The following is a 20,816-nucleotide window of genomic DNA, read 5'->3' on the forward strand; positions in this document are numbered from 1 at the left end:
CGCTCCCACAGGATCATCGCTTCCCTCAATGGCTGCGCTGTACCTGTGGGAGCGGGCGTGCCCGCGAAAGGGCGCGAAGCGGCCCCAAAAAATGGCGGAATGAAATACATGGCACCCTGGCTGACAGTAGTAGGCATCGGCGAAGACGGCTTCAGTGGCCTGGGCAAGCAGGCCCGGCGCGCGCTGCTGGGCGCTGCGCGGATCTTCGGCAGCCCGCGCCAGCTGGACTTGCTGCCGCGCTGCGTGCCCGGCGAACGGCTGGGCTGGCCAAGCCCGTTTTCCCTGGGCCCGGTGCTGGCCCTGCGCGGCGAGCCAGTGTGCGTGCTGGCCAGCGGCGACCCGATGTTCTTCGGTGTCGGCGCCAGCCTGGCGCGGCAGGTGCCTGCCAGTGAGATGCGTGTGCTGTCGATGCCCTCCTCCTGCGCCCTGGCCGCCGCCCGCCTGGGCTGGCCGCTGCAGGAGGTGCAGGTGGTGTCGCTGGTGGCCCGGCCACTGTCGGCGCTCAATGCCCACCTGCACAGCGGTGTGCGCCTGTTGGTGCTGAGCAACGATGGCGACAGCCCGGCGGCCATTGCCGCGCTGCTGCGCGAGCGTGGCTTCGGGCCAAGCCGCCTGCGGGTGCTGGAGCACCTGGGAGGCCAGCAAGAACGCGAACTGGCCGGCACCGCCCAGGACTGGCCGCACGCCGAGATCGCTGCGCTCAACCTGGTGGCCATCGAGTGCCTGGCCACGCCCGATGCCCCACGCCTGCACCGCCTGGCCGGGCTGCCGGACAGCGCCTTCCGGCACGACGGCCAGCTGACCAAACGCGATGTCCGCGCCATCACGCTGGCGCGCCTGGCGCCTCAGCCCGGCGAACTGCTGTGGGACGTGGGCGCGGGCTGCGGGTCGATCGGCATCGAATGGATGCGCGCCCACCCGGCCTGCCGCGCCTTGGCCATCGAGGCCGATGAAGGCCGGCAAGGCTTCATCGAACACAACCGTGACGCGCTGGGTGTACCCGGCCTGCAGCTGATCTGCGGCAAGGCGCCTGCAGCACTGCAAGGCCTGGAGCAGCCTGATGCAATCTTCATTGGTGGCGGCGTCACCCGCGAAGGCGTGCTGGACCTGTGCTGGGCAAACCTGCGCCCCGGCGGGCGGCTGGTAGCCAATGCAGTGACCTTGCAAAGCGAACTGGCCCTGGCGCATTTTCGCGAACAGCACGGTGGTGAGCTGACCCGCATCCATGTCGCCCATGCCCAGCCCTTGGGCGCGTTCGACACCTGGCGCCAGGCGCTGCCGATCACCCTGCTGGAAGTGGTGAAACCCGTCGATGCGTGAAGAAACCCGCGAACAGCCCGCGCCCCTGCGCAGCGGCCTGACCACCGGCAGCTGCGCCACCGCCACCAGCCTGGCAGCCGCTCGCTTGCTGCTGATCGGCGAAAGCAGCGACGCCGTCAGCATTACCCTGCCCAAGGGCAAGGTGGTGCAGATGCGCCTGGAATTCTGCCGCCTGATTGGCGAGCGTGCCGAAGCCGGCACCCTCAAGGATGCTGGCGACGACCCGGACGTGACCCACGGTGCCCTGCTCTACAGCCAGGTGCGCTTGCTGGGCGAGCCGGGCATCCGCTTTGTCGCCGGCACCGGCGTCGGCACCGTGACCCGCCCGGGGCTGGTGCTGGCGGTGGGTGAGCCGGCCATCAATCCGGTGCCACGGCGCATGATCACTGAACACCTGCAACGCCTGGCCGACGCGTGCGGCTACCTCGGTGGTTTCGAGGTCACGGTCAATGTGCAGGGCGGCGACCAACTCGCGCTCAAGACCATGAACCCGCGCCTGGGCATCCTCGGCGGGCTGTCGATCCTTGGCACCAGCGGCATCGTGCGGCCGTTCTCCTGTGCGGCCTATATCGCCTCGATCCACCAGGGTATCGATGTAGCCCACACCAACGGCTACACGCACATCGCCGCGTGCACCGGCAACGCCAGCGAAGACACCATGCGCCGGGTCTACGGGCTGCCGGAAATCGCCCTGATCGAGATGGGCGATTTTGTCGGTGCAGTGCTCAAGCACCTGCGCAAGGTGCCGGTGCCGCGCCTGACCCTGTGTGGCGGTTTCGGCAAGATCAGCAAACTGGCCGCCGGGCACATGGACCTGCACAGCCGCCACTCCAGCATCGACTTGCCGCAACTGGCCGGCTGGGCTGCCGACATTGGCGCTGACGAAACACTGCAGGCAGCCATCATCGGCGCCAACACCAGCCAGCAAGCGCTTGCACTGGCTCATGCGGCCGGCATTGCCTTGGGTGACGCGGTGTGCGCCCACGCCCTGGCCTTCGCCCGCAGCGTCGTGCCGGCGCTTGTGCAAGTGGAAGTGTTCGCCATCGACCGCCAGGGCGGCATCGTCGGCCGGGCAGGTGTGCAATGACTGCGCGCATCCTGCTACTGGGTGGTGTCGCCGAAGCCCTCGCCATCGCCCGCCGGCTCGGCCCTCAGCATGTCTATAGCCTGGCCGGTATCGGTCGTGTGCCGCAGGACCTGCAATGCCAGGTACGGGTCGGGGGCTTTGGCGGTGCCGAGGGCTTGGCCAACTACCTGCGCGAGGCAGGCATCACCCTGTTGATCGATGCCACCCATCCCTATGCCGCGCAGATCAGCCGCAATGCTGCCAGTGCTGCACGTAGCGCCGGCATCCCGTGCTGGGCCTTGCGCCGCCCGGCCTGGCAGGCGCAAGCGGGGGATGATTGGCGCGAAGTCGAGGACTGGGCAGGGCTGATCGAAGCACTCAAGCCGTTTCGCAGACCGCTGTTCACGTTGGGGCGTGAGCCACTACAGCATCTGGACGAGATTCCGCCAGAGCAGTTCTGGACCTTGCGGGCGCTGGAAGCGTGCCCTGGAAACGCGCGCTGCGAAGTGATTGGCGCGCGTGGGCCATTCAACATTGAAGATGAACGGGCACTGTTCCAACGCCGCAGTATCGATGTGCTGATCAGCAAGAACAGCGGCAGTGTGGCGACCGAGCCGAAGCTCGAGGTAGCGCGGGAACTTGGTCTGCCGGTGCTGATCCTCAAGCGCCCGGGGTTGCCGGATATTGACCGCGCATTCGAATCGCAGGCTGACATGGCAGCAGCACTCGACCTGCATCAACACATCTCGCAAGCACGCTAGAGATGACTGTGGGAGCGGGCAAGCCCGCGAACACCGGCGAAGCCGGTGCCATACATCGAGTCGTCTTCTGCGCGGGCACGCCCGCTCCCACAGAAGACCGTACCCGTCTTGAAACCTGTATATGACCGTTGCCCTACAGCCCTTTCGGATCTTTCTTTCAACCCCGCACGTGGCTCTGGGTCGTACTGCTGCCGTAAACTCAACGCCCCTCCCCCGGAAGGTTTCACCCATATGGAAATGCAATGGTGGATCTGGCTGGTCTTCGGCATCGCGCTGATCCTGCTCGAACTGGTCTTGCCAACGTTCTTCATCCTCTGGTTCGGCATCGGTGCCGTGCTGGTCTCTCTCATCTCGCTTGCCGCCCCCAGCCTGCAACTGGACATGCAGGGCCTGCTGTGGGTCGTGCTGTCATCGGCCACCACCGCGCTGTGGTTCAACGTGTTCCGGCGCAAGCAGCCAGACGTGCGCTGGACCGCCGACAGCGTGATCGGCGAGGTGGGCTTGCTGACCGCTGGTGTTTCGGAGTTCCAGAAAGGCCGCGTGCGTTTCCAGAAGCCGATCCTTGGCAGCGAAGAATGGACCTGCATCGCCGATAGCCAGATCGCCGCCGGCGAACGGGTGCGCCTGACCGCCATCGAGGGGAACATCGCCCGCGTCATCCGGGCCTGAATCCGCACTAAAAGGAATTTCGCATCATGACCAGCCTCATCGTCGTCGGCGCCATCGCCCTGTTCGTCCTGATCACCGTGTTCAAGGGGGTACGCATCGTGCCCCAGGGCGAGGAGTGGATCGTCGAGCGCCTGGGCCGCTACCACAGCACCCTCAAGCCCGGCCTGAACATCCTCATCCCGTACATGGATGTGGTCGCCTATCGCCTGCCGACCAAAGACATCATCCTCGATGTACAGCAGCAGGAAATCATCACCCGGGACAATGCCGTCATCGTTGCCAACGCCCTGTGCTTCGCCAAGGTGGTCGACCCGCAGAAGGCCTCCTATGGCGTGCAGAACTTCTCGTTCGCCGTCACCAGCCTGACCATGACGTCGCTACGCGCCATCGTCGGCGCCATGGACCTGGACGAAGCGCTGTCTAGCCGCGAGCAGATCAAGGCACGCCTGCGCGAGGCAATGTCGGAGCAGACCGAAGACTGGGGCGTAACCGTGCGCTCGGTGGAAATCCAGGACATCAAGCCTTCGGAAAACATGCAACTGGCCATGGAGCGCCAGGCGGCGGCCGAGCGTGAGCGCAAAGCCGATGTGACCCGCGCCGAAGGCGCCAAGCAGGCCGCGATCCTTGAAGCGGAAGCTCGCCTGCAGGCCGCCAGGCTGGATGCCGAAGCGCAGATCAGCCTGGCCGAGGCTTCGGCGCGGGCGATTTCGCTGGTCAAGGAGGCCGTGGGCAACGAAACCGTGCCGGCGATGTATTTGCTGGGTGAGCGCTATGTCGGGGCCATGGAGAACCTGGCGAGCAGCAACAACGCCAAGGTGGTGGTGTTGCCGGCGGATCTGCAGGAAACCGTCCGTGGCCTGATGGGCCGCAACAAGGCTTGAGATTGCCGGGGCCGCTCTGCGGCCATTCGCGGCACTAGGCCGCTCCCACAGGACAGCGCAGTATTCGAGGCTGCGGCACTTCTGCAGGAGCGGCCTTGTGCCGCGATGGGCTGCGCAGCAGCCCCCATACCCGACAGCCTGCGTCACTTCACCGCACCCTGCCTTTTTTACCTATACTGCGCCTTACAATAGCCACCACGATTCCTGACCGGATCTCTCCATGCCCCCACGTCGGCCCATCGCCTGGATAGCCTGCCTTGCAGTGCTGTTCAACCTGCTGGCCATGCCGCTGGCCTCTGCCGTGCCCAAGGGCCCGGCAGAGCAGCTGCTGTGGGGGGCTTTCTGTTCCAGCATGGCCAACAAAGCCAAGGTCGATGTCCAGGCCCTGGCCAAGATCGACCTTGGCCCGCAAAGCGACGACAGCGCCAGCATGATGAATTGCTGGTGCTGCTCCGGCGCAGCGCCGCTGCTGGCCCTGCCCGGCTACCCGCCGCAACTGCACAACCCGCCAACACTGTTTGCCGGCCTGCTGCCGCCCCCCGCCGACTACCAACCCACGCCGCGCCAGCTCTGGCCCGCGCTAAACCCCCGTGCCTCTCCGCTGGCCTGAGTTCATCACGCTGTCTGCCTGAACCTGAACACAACGGAGATTCACCATGCTCAAGCACGCCCTCGTCATGGCCGCCCTGCTGCTGCCCGGCGCCTTTGCCAATGCCCACGAATACAGCGTGGGCGACCTGCACATCGCCCACCCCTGGTCGCTGCAGTTGCCCCCCAACGCCCCCAATGTCGCCGCGTATTTCGTGGTGCACAACAATGGCCAGGCCGATGACCGCCTGCTGAGCGTCGACAGCCCCATCAGCGATGACGCGCAACTGCACGAGCATGCCATGAGCGCCAGCGGCGCCATGAAAATGCAGCAAGTGCCCAGCGTGGTGGTGCCTGCCGGCAAGGACCTGACCTTCGCCCCCAGCGCCTACCACGTGATGCTGATGCAGCCAAAAGACCGCAGCCTGCTCAGCGACGGCAAGCGCTTCCCGTTGACCCTGCATTTCGAAAAGGCCGGCGACATCACCGTCGAAGTGGCCGTGCAGAAGCAGGCGCCGGCGGACCAGCCGCAAGCCCACGAACACGCGCACTGACAACTGCTGACAGGCACTCGCCATGAGCCTGCCGCGCAACAGCATCAGCCGTACCACCCGCCCTGACCGCAGGCGCGCCGGTGGCGGATGGCTGAGCCTGTTCGCCATGTGGATGATTTTCATCGGCCCGCTGATTTCCCAGTCGATGCCGATGGACCACCACGCCGGTATGAGCATGCCGATGGACATGCCGATGGCGGCTGCCCATGAGCATGGCGGCGACGCCCATCACGGCCACGGCGGCGATGGCCAGCTGCATGTGATGTGGGAAAAGTGCGGTTATTGCAGCCTGTTGTTCAACTGCCCGGCCCTGCCCCAGGCCCTCAGCCCGCTCAGCGCCGGCAGCGTCGCCCCCACCACCCACCTGCTTGCACCAACGCACCAGGGCCATGCCCGGCAGGCTGTATTCCCCGGTGCGCGCAGCCGCGCCCCGCCTTCCTCGATCAGCGTCTGAACCCACATTTTTGTGCACGAAGCCAGGAGGCTTCGCGCTAATTCATGACTGATCGACTGGAATCATTATGTCCGGCTGCACCCCTGTTTTCGCCTTGTCCCTGCGTGGGACCCTCGCCGTCGTGTGCGGCTCGTTGCTCGCGCCCGTGGCCCTGGCCGCCGACCCTGGCCATGAAGGCCATGGGCACGATGCTCCCGAGCTGAGCCCCACGGTGATAACTGCCGTGGCCCCAAGTTCGCCACTGACCGTGGTCACCAACCCGAAAGACCCGCGCCAGCCAGTGCCGGCCAGCGACGGCGCCGACTACCTGAAGACCATCCCCGGCTTCTCGGCGATCCGTGCAGGCGGCACCAACGGCGACCCGGTGTTGCGCGGCATGTTTGGCTCGCGCCTGAACATCCTCACCAACGGCGGCCTGATGCTGGGCGCTTGCCCCAACCGCATGGACGCCCCCACCTCCTACATTTCACCGGAAACCTACGACCGCCTGACCGTGATCAAGGGCCCGCAAAGCGTGATCTGGGGGCCGGGCGGCTCGGCAGGCACCATCCTCTTCGAACGTGAACCGGAAAAGTTCGGCACCCTCGGCAGCCGCGTAAACGCCAGCCTGCTGGCAGGTTCCAATGGCCGCTTCGACAAGGTGCTGGACGCCGCCGCCGGCAACAGCCAGGCCTACGCCCGCTTCGTCGGCAACCAGTCACGGTCGGATGACTACCACGACGGCAACGACGACACCGTGCCGTCACGCTGGGAAAAATGGAACGGCGATGTTGCCCTCGGCTGGACGCCCGACCAGGACACCCTGCTGGAGCTCACCGCCGGCAAGGGCGATGGCGAGGCCCGCTATGCCGGGCGCGGCATGGACGGCTCGCAGTTCAAGCGTGAAAGCCTGGGCCTGCGGTTTGAAAAGTCCAACCTCGGCGAAGTGCTCGACAAGGTCGAGGCGCAGGTTTACTACAACTACGCCGATCATGTGATGGACAACTACAGCCTGCGTACCCCGTCCGGCAGCGGCATGATGGGCATGCCGATGGTCAGCAACGTCGATCGCCGCACCCTGGGTGCACGCATAAAGGCCACCTGGCGCTGGGCCGATGTGCAGCTGATCAGCGGCATCGACGCGCAAACCAACGAACATCGCCAACGTGGCGGCATGGGTGTGGACGCACACAAGGGCCAGGCCTGGACCAAGGACGCCGACTTCCACAACTACGGCGCCTTCAGCGAACTGACCTGGTACGTCAGCGGTGAGGACCGTTTGATCACCGGTGCCCGCCTGGACCGCGCCTCGGCCCGCGACTTCCGCCAAGGCAGCGCCACCGAAGGCGATACCCGCGCCGACACCCTGCCCAGCGGTTTTATCCGCTACGAGCACGATCTGGCAGCCATCCCGGCCACCACCTACATCGGCCTCGGCCATGCCCAGCGCTTCCCCGACTACTGGGAGCTGTTCTCGCCAAAGCTGGCGCCACCCGGTTCGGCCAATGCCTTCGACGGCATCAAGCCAGAGAAAACCACCCAGCTCGACTTCGGCATCCAGTACCGCACCGAACGCCTTGAAGCCTGGGCTTCGGGTTATGTGGGGCAGATCCGCGACTACATCCTGTTCGACTACCGCACCGGCATGATGGGCATGAGCACTTCCCAGGCGCAGAACATCGACGCCCGCATCATGGGTGGCGAACTGGGTGCGGCCTACCAGCTGACGGAAAACTGGAAGGCCGACGGCACGCTGGCCTATGCGTGGGGCAAGAACAGCAGTGACGGCAAAGCGTTACCGCAAATGCCGCCCCTGGAAAGCCGCCTGGGCCTGACCTACAGCCGCGATGTGTGGAGCGTCGGCGCACTGTGGCGGCTGGTGGCTGCGCAGAACCGCATCGCCGAGAACCAGGGCAACGTGGTCGGCAAGGACTATGACAAGAGCGCCGGCTTTGGCGTGTTCTCCCTGAACGGCGCCTACAAGGTGAACAACAACCTCAAGCTCAGCGCAGGGGTCGACAACCTGTTCGACAAAACCTACGCCGAGCACTTGAACCTGGCCGGGAACGCCGGGTTCGGCTACCCGGCTACAGACCCACAGCCGGTCAACGAGCCAGGCAGGACCTTCTGGACCAAGGTCGATTTCAGCTTCTGACAACAACCACGGGCGCAGCTTCGGTTGCGCCCCTCTGCTGGTCAAACAGGAGGTTCCCATGAGAGGAACACGCACCAATTTCTATAACCTGGCCTGGCGTTGGCACTTTTATGCGGGGCTGTTCGTGGCCCCGTTCATGATCCTGTTGGCGATTACCGGGATCATCTACCTGTTCAAGCCGCAGCTCGACCCGCTGCTGTACAGCGACCTGATGGTGGTCGAAGCCGGCCACCATCGGCAGGGCGCCGATGCGATGCTGGCCGAAGTGCGCCAGGCCTACCCCGAAGGCCACGTCGGCCAGTACCTGCCCCCGCTGAACGCCGAGCGCAGTGCGCAGTTCGTGGTGCATGACGGCGGGCGCGAACTGAACGTGTTCGTTGACCCGTACAGTGGCAAGATCCTCGGCGAGCAGGACGGCAAGCAGAACCTGCAGGCCATCGCCCGCGCCCTGCATGGCGAGCTGATGGTCGGCACGGTCGGTGACCGCCTGGTGGAACTGGCCGCAGGCTGGGGCATCGTGCTGGTGGTGTCGGGCCTGTACTTGTGGTGGCCACGCGGGCGCAATGGCGCTGGCGTGTTGTGGCCACGGCTGTCGGCACGCGGCCGGCTGTTCTGGCGCGACCTGCACGCGGTAACAGGCTTTTGGGGTTCGGCCCTGCTGTTGCTGATGCTGGTCAGCGGCATGACCTGGACCGGCCTATGGGGCAAGCAGTACGCCGATTTGTGGAACCGCTTCCCGGCGGCCATGTGGAACGACGTGCCAAAGTCGGACCAGCAGGCAGGCGAACTGAACAACGCACACCGCCAGACCGTGCCCTGGGCAATGGAAAACACACCGATGCCGCAGTCCGGCGCACACGCCGAGCACGCTGGGCACCACATGATGTCGGACAAGCCCGCAGCACCCCAGGTGAGCGTGCAGCAGGTCGAAGACATCGCCACCTCGCGCCAGGTCGAGCCTGGCTACAGCATCACCCTGCCGACTACGGCAGACGGCGTGTTCACCATTGCCGTGTTCGCCGACGACCCGCGCAACGACGGTACCCTGCATGTCGACCAGTACACCGGCAAGGTCCTGGCCGATGTGCGCTGGCAAGACTACAGCCCGGTCGCCCGCGCCACCGAGATGGGCGTAATGCTGCACGAGGGCAAGATGTTCGGGGCGTTCAACCAGATCATCATCCTGGGGGTGTGCCTGATGATTCTGCTCGGTTCGGTGAGCGGGCTGGTGATGTGGTGGAAGCGCCGGCCTGAAGGCGGGCTGGGCGTGCCACCGCTGCGCCATGACCTGCCGCGCTGGAAGGCGGCGGTGGGCGTGATGCTGGTGCTGGGGGTGATGTTCCCGTTGGTGGGGGTGTCGATGGTGGTGATGTGGGTGGTGGACAGCCTGGTGGTGCGCCGCCGCCGGGAGCTGGCCCGCGCCTGAGCCCTGCATAACCTGCACTGGCCTCTTCGCGGGCTTGCCCGCTCCCACAGGATCTCTGCCGCCCTCAGGCGTGGCGCGATACCTGTGGGAGCGGGCATGCCCGCGAAGAGGCCGGTGAAGGTCTCGAACTTTTCCTGCGAAAGCACGGCTGCCATCTGAAGATCGTGTCGATCTGTCGCGATCTCGAATTGGAACGCCCGTGTTAGCCTAGCCGGCGACTTTCAAGGGAATGCAGCTTATGACCGCAATTTCACCCAAACCACAAGAAGAGCAGCACCTGCAACGCAACCTGACCAACCGCCATATCCAGCTGATCGCCATCGGCGGCGCAATCGGGACCGGCCTGTTCATGGGCTCGGGCAAAACCATCAGCCTGGCGGGCCCGTCGATCATCTTCGTCTACATGATCATCGGCTTCATGCTGTTCTTCGTCATGCGCGCCATGGGCGAACTGCTGCTGTCGAACCTGAACTACAAATCGTTCATCGACTTCTCGGCCGACCTGCTCGGCCCCTGGGCAGGTTACTTCACCGGCTGGACTTACTGGTTCTGCTGGGTGGTCACCGGTATCGCCGACGTGGTCGCCATCGCAGCCTATACACAATTCTGGTTCCCCGACCTGCCGCAGTGGATACCGGCGCTGACCTGCGTAGGGCTGCTGCTGTCGCTGAACCTGGTGACGGTAAAAATGTTCGGCGAGATGGAATTCTGGTTCGCCCTGGTCAAGATCATCGCCATCCTCGGCCTGGTCGCTACCGGCCTGTACATGGTCATCACCGGCTTCACCTCGCCCAGCGGGCGCACTGCACAGCTGGCCAACCTGTGGAATGACGGCGGCATGTTCCCCCATGGCCTGATGGGCTTCTTCGCCGGGTTCCAGATTGCCGTGTTCGCCTTCGTCGGCATCGAGCTGGTGGGTACCACCGCCGCCGAAGCCAAGAACCCGGAGCGCACCCTGCCGCGGGCGATCAACTCGATCCCGATCCGCATCATCGTGTTCTACGTGCTGGCGCTGATCGCGATCATGGCCGTGACCCCATGGCGCGACGTGGTACCGGGCAAGAGCCCGTTCGTGGAGCTGTTCGTGCTGGCTGGCCTGCCTGCGGCGGCCAGCATCATCAACTTCGTGGTGCTGACCTCGGCGGCCTCGTCGGCCAACAGTGGCGTGTTCTCCACCAGCCGCATGCTCTACGGCCTGTCGCAAGAAGGTGACGCGCCCAAGGCATTCGAAAAACTGTCGAGCCGTTCGGTGCCGGCCAACGGCCTGTATTTCTCGTGCACCTGCCTGCTGCTGGGCGCGGTGCTGATCTATCTGGTGCCAAACGTGGTCGAGGCGTTCACCCTGGTGACCACGGTTTCGGCGGTGCTGTTCATGTTCGTCTGGACGCTGATCCTGCTGTCGTACCTGAAGTACCGCAAGAACCGCGCGGCGCTGCACCAGGCGTCGAAGTACAAGATGCCGGGCGGGCGCTTCATGTGCTTCGTGTGTTTGGCGTTCTTCGCCTTCATTCTGGTGTTGCTGAGCCTGGAGGCGGATACGCGCTCGGCGTTGGTGGTAACGCCGATCTGGTTCGTGCTGCTGGCGGTGACGTATCAGTTTGTACGCAGCAGGCGCCATCCGCGTTCGGCTGTGCGTAACGGCTGATGGCCTAGGGGGCTGCTTTGCAGCCCATCGCGACACAAGGCCGCTCCCACACGCCGTCAGATGTGGGAGCGGCCTTGTGTCGCGATGGGCCGCACAGCGGCCCCAATCCTGTGCACATCGATGTCCCAGGCACCAACCTGGGCCTCGCAAACGCCCCAACACCTCGCACAACCCCTCTATCACGCCCCTTGCGCCACTAGGCACACCCCTTGCAACGCCCTCCCCGCTTGGCCAAAACCAAAAAAACTCAGCGGAGAGAGCACATGAAGCGTCGCAGTCTGATCAAGGCCTTTACCCTCAGCGCATCGATTGCGGCGATGGGCCTGAGCTGGAGTATCCAGGCCGCCGAGACCATCAAGGTTGGCATCCTGCATTCGCTGTCGGGGACCATGGCCATTTCCGAGACCTCGCTCAAGGACATGGCGCTGATGACCATCGACGAGATCAACGCCAAAGGCGGGGTCAACGGCAAGATGCTCGAACCGGTGGTGGTCGACCCGGCCTCCAACTGGCCGCTGTTCGCCGAAAAGAGCCGCCAGCTGCTGACCCAGGACAAGGTCGCCGTGGTGTTCGGCTGCTGGACCTCGGTGTCGCGCAAGTCGGTGCTGCCGGTGTTCGAAGAACTCACCGGCCTGCTGTTCTACCCGGTGCAGTACGAGGGCGAGGAGATGTCGCCGAATGTGTTCTACACCGGCGCCGCCCCCAACCAGCAGGCTATTCCAGCCGTTGAATACCTGATGAGCGAAGATGGCGGCAGCGCCAAGCGCTTCTTCCTGCTGGGCACCGACTACGTCTACCCGCGCACCACCAACAAGATCCTGCGGGCCTTCCTGCACAGCAAAGGCGTGGCCGACAAGGACATCGAAGAGGTGTACACCCCGTTCGGCCACGCCGATTACCAGACCATCGTTGCCAACATCAAGAAGTTCTCCGCCGGCGGCAAGACCGCGGTCATCTCCACGGTCAACGGCGACTCCAACGTGCCGTTCTACAAGGAACTGGCCAACCAGGGCCTGAAGGCCACCGACGTACCGGTGGTGGCGTTCTCGGTGGGCGAAGAAGAATTGCGCGGTATCGACACCAAACCGCTGGTGGGCCACCTGGCTGCCTGGAACTACTTCGAGTCGGTGGATAACCCGGTGAACCAGAAATTCGTCGCCGACTGGAAGGCCTACGCCAAGGCCAAGGGCCTGCCAGGCGCTGACAAGGCGGTGACCAACGACCCGATGGAAGCCACCTACGTGGGCATCCACATGTGGGCGCAGGCCGCCGAGAAGGCCAAGTCCACCGATGTCGACAAAGTGCGTGAAGCACTGGCCGGGCAGAGCTTCAAGGCGCCGTCGGGCTTTACCCTGACCATGGACAAGACCAACCACCACCTGCACAAACCGGTAATGATCGGCGAGATCCAGGATGACGGGCAGTTCAGTGTGGTGTGGGAAACCGAGCAGCCGCTGCGGGCGCAGCCTTGGAGCCCGTTCATTCCAGGCAATGACAAGCGACCTGACTACGCAGTGAAAGGTAACTGAGTGCACTGGGGCCGCTATGCGGCCCATTCGCGGGCTTGCCCGCTCCCACAGGTCCCCACTGCCCTCTGGACCAGTGAAATACCTGTGGGAGCGGGCAAGCCCGCGAAGAATCCACCACTGTATTCCAGGATTGCCCGCATGCTCAGAATGCTGCTCACCCTGCTTCTGCTACTCCCCATGGCCACCCAGGCCAGCGAGGGCGAATTCTTCCTCACTGCCAAGCCCGCCGAGCAGGCTCGCCTGCTCGAAAGCTGGGCGGCGCAACCCGATGCCGCGCGCGTGCCGCTGCTGGACAACCTGCGCCAGGGCCGCATTGGCACTGACGACACCCGCAAGGTACGCCTGAACAACCGCCTGCGCGGCCTGATCGACAACGCCCTGGCCAGCCACCAGTTGCTCAGCGACAACAGCGAAACGCGCCTGGCCGCCGCCCAACAACTGCAAAAAAGCGCACAACCCGCGCAAATGGCCTTCCTCGACCGGCGCTTCGCCAGCGAGCCGGATGCCGCCGTACACGCCGCCATCGGCCTGGCCCTGGCCAACCTGCAACTGGGCGCCAGCGAACCGGCAGTACGCCTGGCCGCCGTGCGCCTGTTGGGCGAAACCGGTGACCCGGTGGCCCGCACCCGCCTTGAAGCGCTGCTGCAACCCGACGCAGAAGCCGACCCGGGCGTGCGTACTGCTGCCGAGACCAGCCTGGCCCAGGTCAAGCGCAAGCTGCTGGTCGGCGAACTGCTCGGCCAGGCGTTCAGTGGCCTGTCGCTGGGCTCGATCCTGCTGCTGGCGGCACTGGGCCTTGCGATCACCTTCGGCCTGCTCGGGGTGATCAACATGGCCCACGGCGAGATGCTGATGCTCGGCGCCTACAGCACCTACATGGTCCAGGTGCTGGTGCAGCGCTACGCCCCGGGCGCTATCGAGTTCTACCCGCTGATTGCCCTGCCGGTAGCCTTCGCGGTCAGTGCCGGCGTGGGCATGGCGCTGGAGCGCACGGTCATTCGCCACCTTTACGGCCGCCCATTGGAAACCCTGCTGGCCACCTGGGGCATCAGCCTGATCCTGATTCAGGCCATCCGCCTGCTGTTCGGCGCGCAAAACGTCGAGGTCAGCAACCCGGCGTGGCTGTCGGGCGGTATCCAGCTGCTGCCCAACCTGGTACTGCCCTACAACCGCCTGGTCATCATCGGCTTTGCCCTCGCCGTGGTGCTGCTCACCTGGCTGCTGCTCAACCGCACGCGGCTGGGCCTGAACGTGCGCGCGGTCACCCAGAACCGCAACATGGCCGCCTGCTGCGGCGTGTCCACCGGGCGCGTCGACATGCTCGCCTTCGGCTTGGGCTCTGGCATCGCCGGGCTCGGCGGCGTGGCACTGAGCCAGGTCGGCAACGTCGGCCCGGACCTGGGCCAGAGCTACATCATCGACTCGTTCCTGGTGGTGGTGCTGGGTGGCGTCGGGCAACTGGCCGGGAGCCTCTGGGCCGCATTCGGCCTTGGCATCGCCAACAAATTGCTGGAGCCGCAGATCGGTGCCGTGCTCGGCAAGATCCTCATCCTTGCGTTGATCATTCTGTTCATCCAGAAGCGCCCGCAAGGCCTGTTCGCCCTCAAGGGACGGGTAATCGACTGATGAACCAGCCACTGCTTGTCACCGCTACGCAAAAGGCCGGGCCACGCCTGACCCTGGCCATCGGCGCCATCGTCGTCCTGTTGTTGCTGGCCCTGCCGCTGCTGTCCCTGCTGCCGGCGGATCACGTGCTACAGGTGTCGGCCTACACCCTGACCCTGGTCGGCAAGATCCTCTGCTACGCCATCGTCGCCCTGGCCCTGGACCTGGTCTGGGGCTATGCCGGCCTGCTGTCGCTGGGTCACGGCCTGTTCTTCGCCTTGGGCGGCTACGCCATGGGCATGTACCTGATGCGCCAGGCGGCCGGTGATGGCCTGCCGGGGTTCATGACCTTCCTGTCATGGACCGAGCTGCCATGGTACTGGGCCGGTACCCAGCATTTCGCCTGGGCGCTGTGCCTGGTGGTGCTGGCGCCTGGGCTGCTGGCACTGGTGTTCGGCTGGTTCGCCTTCCGCTCGCGGATCAAGGGCGTGTACTTCTCGATCATGACCCAGGCCCTGACCTTCGCCGGCATGTTGCTGTTCTTCCGCAACGAAACCGGCTTTGGCGGCAACAACGGTTTCACCAGCTTCCGCACCATCCTGGGCTTCGACATTGCCGCCCAAGGGACCCGCGCGGTGCTGTTCCTGCTCACCGTCGGCCTGCTGCTGGCCAGCCTGTACCTGTGCTGGCGCCTGACCCGCAGCAAGTTCGGCCGCCTGCTCACCGCCGTGCGCGACGCCGAGAACCGCCTGATGTTCTGCGGTTACGACCCGCGCGGCTTCAAGTTGCTGGTGTGGGTGCTAAGCGCCGTACTCTGCGGCCTGGCGGGCGCGTTGTATGTGCCGCAGGTGGGCATCATCAACCCCAGCGAAATGTCGCCGACCAACTCCATCGAAGCCGCCGTGTGGGTGGCCTTGGGCGGGCGCGGCACGCTGATCGGCCCGCTGCTCGGCGCCGGCCTGGTCAATGGCATGAAGAGCTGGTTCACCGTGGCCTTCCCGGAGTTCTGGCTGTTCTTCCTGGGCGCGCTGTTCATCCTCGTCACCCTGTACCTGCCCAAGGGCGTGGTCGGCTTGTTGAAAAAAAGGAGTCAGCCATGAGAGGCGTGCCCCCTGCTCACCCCGAATTCATGCTTGAACCGATCTTCGACAACCTCGGGGCCGGCCGCGATGCCATTGGCCTGGGCAGCCGCCGCGAGGCGGGCCTGGACACCCGCCACGGCACGGTGCTGAGCCTGGAGGACATCAGCGTCAGCTTCGATGGTTTCAAGGCGCTCAACGGGCTGAACCTGTACATCGGCGTGGGCGAGCTGCGCTGCATCATCGGCCCCAACGGTGCCGGCAAGACCACGATGATGGACGTGATCACCGGCAAGACCCGCCCGGACACCGGTAGCGCCTTCTTTGGCGACACCCTCGACCTGGCGCGCATGAGCGAGTACCAGATCGCCCAGGCAGGTATTGGTCGCAAGTTCCAGAAGCCCACGGTGTTCGAGGCGTTGACGGTATACCAGAACCTGGAGCTGGCGCTGAAGACCGACAAGTCGGTATGGGCCAGCCTGGCGGCGCGCCTGGGCAGTGAGCAGCGCCAGCGCATCGAAGAAGTGCTGACCACCTTGCGCCTGCTGCCCCTGGCCCAGCGCCAGGCCGGCTTGCTGTCACACGGGCAAAAGCAGTTTCTGGAGATTGGCATGCTGCTGGTGCAGGAGCCGCAATTGCTGCTGCTGGATGAGCCGGTGGCCGGCATGACCGATGCCGAGACCGAGTTTACCGCCGAGCTGTTCAAAGGCCTGGCTGGCAAGCACTCGCTGATGGTGGTGGAGCATGACATGGGCTTTGTGGGGAGCATTGCCGATCATGTGACCGTGCTGCACCAGGGCAGCGTGCTGGCAGAAGGGTCGCTGGCGCAGGTGCAGGCGGATGAGCGGGTGGTCGAGGTGTATCTGGGCCGATGATTCAAGCAGCCTGCACCGGCCCTTTCGCGGGACAAGCCCGCTCCCACAGGGAAATCACCCATTCCAAAACTGTGGTGAACCTGTGGGAGCGGGCTAGTCCCGCGAAAGGGCCGGTGCAACCACAGCAAAAACACCAAGGACATGACATGCTGAAAATCGACACCCTGCACCAATACTACGGCGGCAGCCACATCCTGCGTGGCCTGTCGTTCGAAGCCAAGGTCGGCGAAGTCACCTGCCTGCTGGGCCGCAACGGCGTGGGCAAGACCACCCTGCTGCGCTGCCTGATGGGCCTGGTACCCGCCCGTGACGGCAGCATCGAATGGGAGGGCAAGCCCATTACAAGCCTCAAGCCCCAGCAACGGGTGCAGGCCGGCATCGCCTACGTGCCCCAGGGCCGCGAAATTTTCCCGCGCCTCACCGTCGAGGAAAACCTGCTGATGGGGCTGTCACGCTTCCCGGCCCGTGAGGCCCGCGAAGTCCCCGCGTTCATCTACGAACTGTTCCCGGTGCTGGAACAAATGAAACAGCGCCGTGGCGGCGATCTGTCTGGCGGCCAGCAGCAACAGCTGGCAATCGGCCGCGCCCTGGCCAGCCGCCCACGGCTGCTGATTCTCGACGAGCCGACCGAAGGCATCCAGCCCTCGGTAATCAAGGAAATCGGTGCCGTCATCCGCCGCCTGGCCGAGCGCGGCGACATGGCGATACTGCTGGTGGAGCAGTTCTACGACTTTGCCGAGGAACTGGCCGACCAGTACCTGGTCATGGCCCGTGGCGAGATCGTGCAGCACGGCCGCGGCGAAAACATGCAAGCCGAAGGTGTGCGTGGCCTGGTAACCATTTAATCTGCAAGCAACGACCCTGCGAGACCCTGTCATGAGTTACCAAATCCGCGACGCCCTGCCCACCGACGTGCCGGGCATCCTCGACATCTATAACGACGCAGTGCGCAATACCACGGCGATCTGGAACGAAACCCCGGTGGACCTCGGCAACCGTCAGGCCTGGTTTGAAGCACGGGCGCAGCAGGGATATCCGATACTGGTGGCGGTGGACGACAGTGGCGTGCTCGGTTATGCCTCGTTTGGCGACTGGCGGCCGTTCGAGGGCTTTCGCAACACCGTGGAGCACTCGGTGTATATCCGCGGCGACCAGCGTGGCAAAGGGCTGGGGCCGGTATTGATGGCAGCGCTGGTCGAGCGTGCGCGCGGGTGCGGCAAGCATGTGATGGTGGCAGCCATCGAGAGTGGCAACGCGGCGTCGGTGCGCCTGCATGAGCGGCTGGGCTTCGTGGTGACCGGGCAGATGCCGCAGGTGGGGGTGAAATTTGGCCGCTGGCTGGACCTGACCTTCATGCAACTGGTGCTGAACCCCGGAACCGAACCGACCTGAAATTGATGCCGGCTGAACCAGCCTCTTCGCGGGGCAAGCCCGCTCCCACAGATACCCCACTCGCTTGAGATTCAGCGGAGTACCTGTGGGAGCGGGCTTGTCCCGCGAAGAGGCTGGTGCAGGCAAACACACTCATATCTGGGTGAACCTGCCCAGCCGCTGGCGCAGCATGCTGTTTTCGCTGCGCAACTGCTGCACTTCCTGCAACAGCTCCAGCGCCAACGCCACCCCTTCCCACTCAAGCTCCAGCTCCTGGTGCAACTTCACCGCGCGTTTGGCCAACAACGGCGCCTGATCGTCGAACAACCAGTCCTCAGGCGTTCGCCCGGAGGGTTCGACAATGCCGTGTTCGACGATTTCGATCACGCAGTCAGCCGTGACATCGGCTTCCTGACACAGGGTACGCATGTCCAGTTGAACGATCAGGGTGCTGCTCATGATCACTTACTCCATTGTGTCCTCGGGTTGAACGCCGCTTTCTCGGAAAGCTTCGTCCACAGTTCGCGGGCAGCCTCATCGGAGGTCGGCGGCATGACCACTTTCAGTTGCGCGTATAGGTTGCCGCGCTCACCGCGCTTGTTCGCCAGGCCTTTGCCCGGCACGCGCAGGCGCTGACCGCTCTGGCTGTCGGGGCGGATGGTGAGGTTGATCTTGCCTTCCAGGGTCGGCACCGCCACCTTGGTGCCCAGGGCCGCTTCCCACGGTGCCAGCGGCACGGTAATGATCAGGTCATGGCCTTCGACATCGAACAGCGGGTGCGGTGCCATGCGGATGGTCAGGAACAGGTCGCCATTGGCCGCACCACCGCTGCCCGGCGCGCCCTGGCCCTTGAGGCGGATACGCTCGCCGTCGGTAACACCGGCCGGAATCTTCACGTTCAGGGTCTTGGTAGTGAAGCCGGTGCGTTGGCCCATGGCATTGGTTTGCGGCACCTGGAAGCTGATCTGCTTGGACTCCTTGCTCAGGGTCTCTTCAAGAAATACTGCCAGTTCCAGCTCCACATCCTGCCCTCGCCTGCCGGCACTGCGTTGCTGCTGCCGGGCGCCACCAAAGGGGTTGCCACCCCGCCCACCGAAGACCGAGCTGAAGAAGTCGGAGAAGTCGCCGCCCTCGAAGCCGCCGCCACCGCCGCGGCTCTCCCAGCCCGGTGGTGCCTGGAACGGTCGGCCATGTTGGCCGCCATACTTGCGAATTTCGTCGAACTCGGCACGTTTCTGCGCGTCGCCCAGCACTTCATAGGCCTCGTTGGCCTCTTTGAACTTGTCCTCGGCGTCGCGCTCCTTGCTGACATCGGGGTGATACTTGCGCGCCAGCTTGCGGTACGCGGCCTTGATCGCCTTTTCGTCCGCCGTGGGCTCTACGCCGAGTATCTTGTAATAGTCTTTGAAGTCCATTTGTGGATCACCAATGTGAATGTGCGTGTTGCAACAGAAGATAGGGGTCAAGCATAGCCTTTCAAGACCGACTTGGGTTTGCCTCAAGGCAGACGACTGGTCTTGATTCTGTAGCCAACTGGCATACACTGCGCGGCCGTTTTGCCTCCGGAAGCCCATTTCCCATGTCTGACGTATCCCCGGCCCGCGCCCTGGGCATCGACTTTGGCACCTCCAACTCCACGGTCGGCTGGCACCGCCCTGGCGTGGAGTCGCTGATTGCCCTGGAAGACGGCAAGATCACCTTGCCCTCGGTGGTGTTCTTCAATATCGAAGAGCGGCGCCCGGTGTATGGCCGCCTGGCACTGCACGAATACCTGGAAGGCTACGAAGGCCGCCTGATGCGCTCGCTGAAGAGCCTGCTGGGCTCCAAGCTGATCAAGCACGACACCAGCGTGCTGGGCAGCGCCCTGCCGTTCAAGGACCTGCTGGGCATGTTCATCGGCGAGCTGAAAAAGCGCGCCGAAACCGCCGCTGGCCGCGAGTTCGACCAGGTGGTTCTGGGCCGCCCGGTGTTCTTCGTCGACGAAGACCCGGCTGCCGACCAGGAAGCCGAGGACACCCTGGCCGACGTGGCGCGCAAGATCGGCTTCAAGGATGTGTCGTTCCAGTACGAGCCGATTGCCGCGGCCTTCGACTACGAGTCGGGCATCAGCCGTGAAGAACTGGTACTGATCGTCGACATCGGCGGCGGTACTTCGGACTTCACCCTGATCCGCCTGTCGCCCGAGCGCCACCTGGTCGCAGAGCGCCAAAGCGATATTCTCGCCACCGGCGGCGTGCACATCGGCGGTACCGACTTCGACAAGCAGCTAAGCCTGCAGGGCGTGATGCCGCTGTTCGGCTACGGTAGCCGCATGAAGAGCGGCGCACTGATGCCCACCAGCTACCACCTCAACCTGGCCACCTGGCACACCATCAACGCCCTGTACTCGCAGAAGTCGCAGTTGGCGCTGAGCAGCATGCGCTATGACATCGAGGACAGTTTCGGCATCGACCGCCTGTTCAAACTGATCGAGCAGCGCGCCGGGCACTGGCTGGCGATGGAAGTGGAAGCCAGCAAGATCGAGCTGACCGAACAGGACAGCCGCCACATCGACCTGCGCCGTGTCGAGCCCGAGCTGACTGCGCAGCTGACCCGAGCTTTGTTCGAAGACGCCATCGAAGGCCTGCTTGAGCGCGTACGCGGCAGCGTGACCGAACTGCTGGCCAAGGCTGGCGTGAGCGAGAGCCAGGTAGACACGGTGTTCTTCACGGGCGGCTCCAGCGGCATTCCGGCGCTGCGCAACAGTGTGTCTGCGATGTTGCCGAATGCGCGGCATGTGGAAGGCAACATCTTTGGCAGCATTGGTAGCGGGCTGGCCATCGAGGCCCGCAAGCGTTACGGCGCAGCCTGAGCTATTTT

At 64.6% G+C, this 20,816-nt stretch carries 20 protein-coding genes; 18 read left to right on the forward strand and 2 right to left on the reverse strand.

Annotated elements, in window-relative coordinates:
• Nucleotides 1-108 precede the first annotated feature (108 nt).
• From AC07XM_RS08850 to AC07XM_RS08930, 17 genes are all read left to right on the forward strand, one after another.
• Nucleotides 109-1,320, forward strand: coding sequence for a bifunctional cobalt-precorrin-7 (C(5))-methyltransferase/cobalt-precorrin-6B (C(15))-methyltransferase (locus AC07XM_RS08850; protein WP_016489388.1), 1,212 nt, complete (start codon nt 109-111; stop codon nt 1,318-1,320).
• A complete protein-coding gene (locus AC07XM_RS08855) occupies nt 1,313-2,407 on the forward strand; it encodes a cobalt-precorrin-5B (C(1))-methyltransferase (RefSeq protein WP_016489389.1) in 1,095 nt (364 codons plus the stop codon). The genes AC07XM_RS08850 and AC07XM_RS08855 overlap by 8 nt, the downstream gene beginning before the upstream one ends.
• Entirely contained in the window at nt 2,404-3,147 is a 744-nt protein-coding gene (locus AC07XM_RS08860; RefSeq protein WP_102689309.1) for a cobalt-precorrin-6A reductase, read from the forward strand. Before AC07XM_RS08855 ends, AC07XM_RS08860 begins: the two co-directional genes overlap by 4 nt.
• 231 nt (nt 3,148-3,378) lie before the next feature.
• Nucleotides 3,379-3,816, forward strand: a complete 438-nt coding sequence (locus AC07XM_RS08865) for an NfeD family protein (RefSeq protein ID WP_095116477.1) — start codon at nt 3,379-3,381, stop codon at nt 3,814-3,816.
• Nucleotides 3,817-3,842: 26 nt separating this feature from the next.
• Nucleotides 3,843-4,697, forward strand: a complete 855-nt coding sequence (locus tag AC07XM_RS08870; RefSeq protein ID WP_016489392.1) for an SPFH domain-containing protein — start codon at nt 3,843-3,845, stop codon at nt 4,695-4,697.
• A gap of 220 nt (nt 4,698-4,917) precedes the next feature.
• Nucleotides 4,918-5,307, forward strand: coding sequence for a DUF2946 domain-containing protein (locus tag AC07XM_RS08875; protein WP_016489393.1), 390 nt, complete (start codon nt 4,918-4,920; stop codon nt 5,305-5,307).
• 46 nt (nt 5,308-5,353) lie between these two features.
• Nucleotides 5,354-5,839, forward strand: coding sequence for a copper chaperone PCu(A)C (locus AC07XM_RS08880; RefSeq protein ID WP_016489394.1), 486 nt, complete (start codon nt 5,354-5,356; stop codon nt 5,837-5,839).
• Between the two features lie 22 nt (nt 5,840-5,861).
• Nucleotides 5,862-6,293, forward strand: a complete 432-nt coding sequence (locus AC07XM_RS08885; protein ID WP_016489395.1) for a DUF2946 domain-containing protein — start codon at nt 5,862-5,864, stop codon at nt 6,291-6,293.
• 67 nt (nt 6,294-6,360) lie between these two features.
• Nucleotides 6,361-8,427 (forward strand): TonB-dependent copper receptor, encoded by a 2,067-nt coding sequence (locus tag AC07XM_RS08890; RefSeq protein ID WP_070086909.1) that lies wholly within the window; start codon nt 6,361-6,363, stop codon nt 8,425-8,427.
• Nucleotides 8,428-8,485: 58 nt separating this feature from the next.
• Entirely contained in the window at nt 8,486-9,853 is a 1,368-nt protein-coding gene (locus AC07XM_RS08895; RefSeq protein WP_102689310.1) for a PepSY-associated TM helix domain-containing protein, read from the forward strand.
• Nucleotides 9,854-10,091: 238 nt separating this feature from the next.
• Entirely contained in the window at nt 10,092-11,498 is a 1,407-nt protein-coding gene (gene cycA / locus AC07XM_RS08900; RefSeq protein WP_016489398.1) for a D-serine/D-alanine/glycine transporter, read from the forward strand.
• Between the two features lie 263 nt (nt 11,499-11,761).
• Nucleotides 11,762-13,027: an urea ABC transporter substrate-binding protein gene (gene urtA, locus AC07XM_RS08905; RefSeq protein WP_102689366.1), complete on the forward strand. Its 1,266-nt coding sequence runs from the start codon at nt 11,762-11,764 to the stop codon at nt 13,025-13,027.
• Nucleotides 13,028-13,165: 138 nt separating this feature from the next.
• Nucleotides 13,166-14,653 carry an urea ABC transporter permease subunit UrtB gene (urtB, locus tag AC07XM_RS08910; protein WP_016489399.1) on the forward strand — a complete coding sequence of 496 codons (1,488 nt, stop codon included), beginning with the start codon at nt 13,166-13,168 and terminating at the stop codon, nt 14,651-14,653.
• The gene (gene urtC, locus AC07XM_RS08915) at nt 14,653-15,732 is read left to right on the forward strand and encodes an urea ABC transporter permease subunit UrtC (protein WP_016489400.1); all 1,080 of its coding nucleotides are present in this window, start codon (nt 14,653-14,655) and stop codon (nt 15,730-15,732) included. The genes urtB and urtC overlap by 1 nt, the downstream gene beginning before the upstream one ends.
• A complete protein-coding gene (urtD, locus tag AC07XM_RS08920) occupies nt 15,729-16,586 on the forward strand; it encodes an urea ABC transporter ATP-binding protein UrtD (protein WP_102689367.1) in 858 nt (285 codons plus the stop codon). The genes urtC and urtD overlap by 4 nt, the downstream gene beginning before the upstream one ends.
• Nucleotides 16,587-16,732: 146 nt before the next feature.
• Nucleotides 16,733-17,431 (forward strand): urea ABC transporter ATP-binding subunit UrtE, encoded by a 699-nt coding sequence (gene urtE / locus AC07XM_RS08925; protein WP_016489402.1) that lies wholly within the window; start codon nt 16,733-16,735, stop codon nt 17,429-17,431.
• Nucleotides 17,432-17,462: 31 nt separating this feature from the next.
• A complete protein-coding gene (locus AC07XM_RS08930; protein WP_016489403.1) occupies nt 17,463-17,978 on the forward strand; it encodes a GNAT family N-acetyltransferase in 516 nt (171 codons plus the stop codon).
• Between the two features lie 132 nt (nt 17,979-18,110).
• Here AC07XM_RS08930 and AC07XM_RS08935 read toward each other — a convergent pair whose 3' ends face one another.
• Nucleotides 18,111-18,416 (reverse strand): chaperone modulator CbpM, encoded by a 306-nt coding sequence (locus tag AC07XM_RS08935; protein WP_016489404.1) that lies wholly within the window; start codon nt 18,414-18,416, stop codon nt 18,111-18,113.
• A 2-nt stretch (nt 18,417-18,418) separates the two neighbouring features.
• Nucleotides 18,419-19,372 (reverse strand): curved DNA-binding protein, encoded by a 954-nt coding sequence (cbpA, locus tag AC07XM_RS08940; RefSeq protein WP_016489405.1) that lies wholly within the window; start codon nt 19,370-19,372, stop codon nt 18,419-18,421.
• A 164-nt stretch (nt 19,373-19,536) separates the two neighbouring features.
• Between cbpA and AC07XM_RS08945 the strand changes: the two genes are divergently transcribed.
• Entirely contained in the window at nt 19,537-20,808 is a 1,272-nt protein-coding gene (locus AC07XM_RS08945; protein WP_023046920.1) for an Hsp70 family protein, read from the forward strand.
• Nucleotides 20,809-20,816 lie beyond the last annotated feature (8 nt).

Source organism: Pseudomonas sp. GW460-LB5 (assembly GCF_059423245.1).

What these genes read in the sequence shown, in the direction of transcription:
- AC07XM_RS08850 (WP_016489388.1), top strand. Translation starts at nt 109, where the DNA reads ATGGCACCCTGGCTGACAGTAGTAGGCATCGGCGAAGACGGCTTCAGT.
- AC07XM_RS08855 (WP_016489389.1), top strand. Translation starts at nt 1,313, where the DNA reads ATGCGTGAAGAAACCCGCGAACAGCCCGCGCCCCTGCGCAGCGGCCTG.
- AC07XM_RS08860 (WP_102689309.1), top strand. Translation starts at nt 2,404, where the DNA reads ATGACTGCGCGCATCCTGCTACTGGGTGGTGTCGCCGAAGCCCTCGCC.
- AC07XM_RS08865 (WP_095116477.1), top strand. Translation starts at nt 3,379, where the DNA reads ATGGAAATGCAATGGTGGATCTGGCTGGTCTTCGGCATCGCGCTGATC.
- AC07XM_RS08870 (WP_016489392.1), top strand. Translation starts at nt 3,843, where the DNA reads ATGACCAGCCTCATCGTCGTCGGCGCCATCGCCCTGTTCGTCCTGATC.
- AC07XM_RS08875 (WP_016489393.1), top strand. Translation starts at nt 4,918, where the DNA reads ATGCCCCCACGTCGGCCCATCGCCTGGATAGCCTGCCTTGCAGTGCTG.
- AC07XM_RS08880 (WP_016489394.1), top strand. Translation starts at nt 5,354, where the DNA reads ATGCTCAAGCACGCCCTCGTCATGGCCGCCCTGCTGCTGCCCGGCGCC.
- AC07XM_RS08885 (WP_016489395.1), top strand. Translation starts at nt 5,862, where the DNA reads ATGAGCCTGCCGCGCAACAGCATCAGCCGTACCACCCGCCCTGACCGC.
- AC07XM_RS08890 (WP_070086909.1), top strand. Translation starts at nt 6,361, where the DNA reads ATGTCCGGCTGCACCCCTGTTTTCGCCTTGTCCCTGCGTGGGACCCTC.
- AC07XM_RS08895 (WP_102689310.1), top strand. Translation starts at nt 8,486, where the DNA reads ATGAGAGGAACACGCACCAATTTCTATAACCTGGCCTGGCGTTGGCAC.
- cycA (WP_016489398.1), top strand. Translation starts at nt 10,092, where the DNA reads ATGACCGCAATTTCACCCAAACCACAAGAAGAGCAGCACCTGCAACGC.
- urtA (WP_102689366.1), top strand. Translation starts at nt 11,762, where the DNA reads ATGAAGCGTCGCAGTCTGATCAAGGCCTTTACCCTCAGCGCATCGATT.
- urtB (WP_016489399.1), top strand. Translation starts at nt 13,166, where the DNA reads ATGCTCAGAATGCTGCTCACCCTGCTTCTGCTACTCCCCATGGCCACC.
- urtC (WP_016489400.1), top strand. Translation starts at nt 14,653, where the DNA reads ATGAACCAGCCACTGCTTGTCACCGCTACGCAAAAGGCCGGGCCACGC.
- urtD (WP_102689367.1), top strand. Translation starts at nt 15,729, where the DNA reads ATGAGAGGCGTGCCCCCTGCTCACCCCGAATTCATGCTTGAACCGATC.
- urtE (WP_016489402.1), top strand. Translation starts at nt 16,733, where the DNA reads ATGCTGAAAATCGACACCCTGCACCAATACTACGGCGGCAGCCACATC.
- AC07XM_RS08930 (WP_016489403.1), top strand. Translation starts at nt 17,463, where the DNA reads ATGAGTTACCAAATCCGCGACGCCCTGCCCACCGACGTGCCGGGCATC.
- AC07XM_RS08935 (WP_016489404.1), bottom strand. Translation starts at nt 18,416, where the DNA reads ATGAGCAGCACCCTGATCGTTCAACTGGACATGCGTACCCTGTGTCAG.
- cbpA (WP_016489405.1), bottom strand. Translation starts at nt 19,372, where the DNA reads ATGGACTTCAAAGACTATTACAAGATACTCGGCGTAGAGCCCACGGCG.
- AC07XM_RS08945 (WP_023046920.1), top strand. Translation starts at nt 19,537, where the DNA reads ATGTCTGACGTATCCCCGGCCCGCGCCCTGGGCATCGACTTTGGCACC.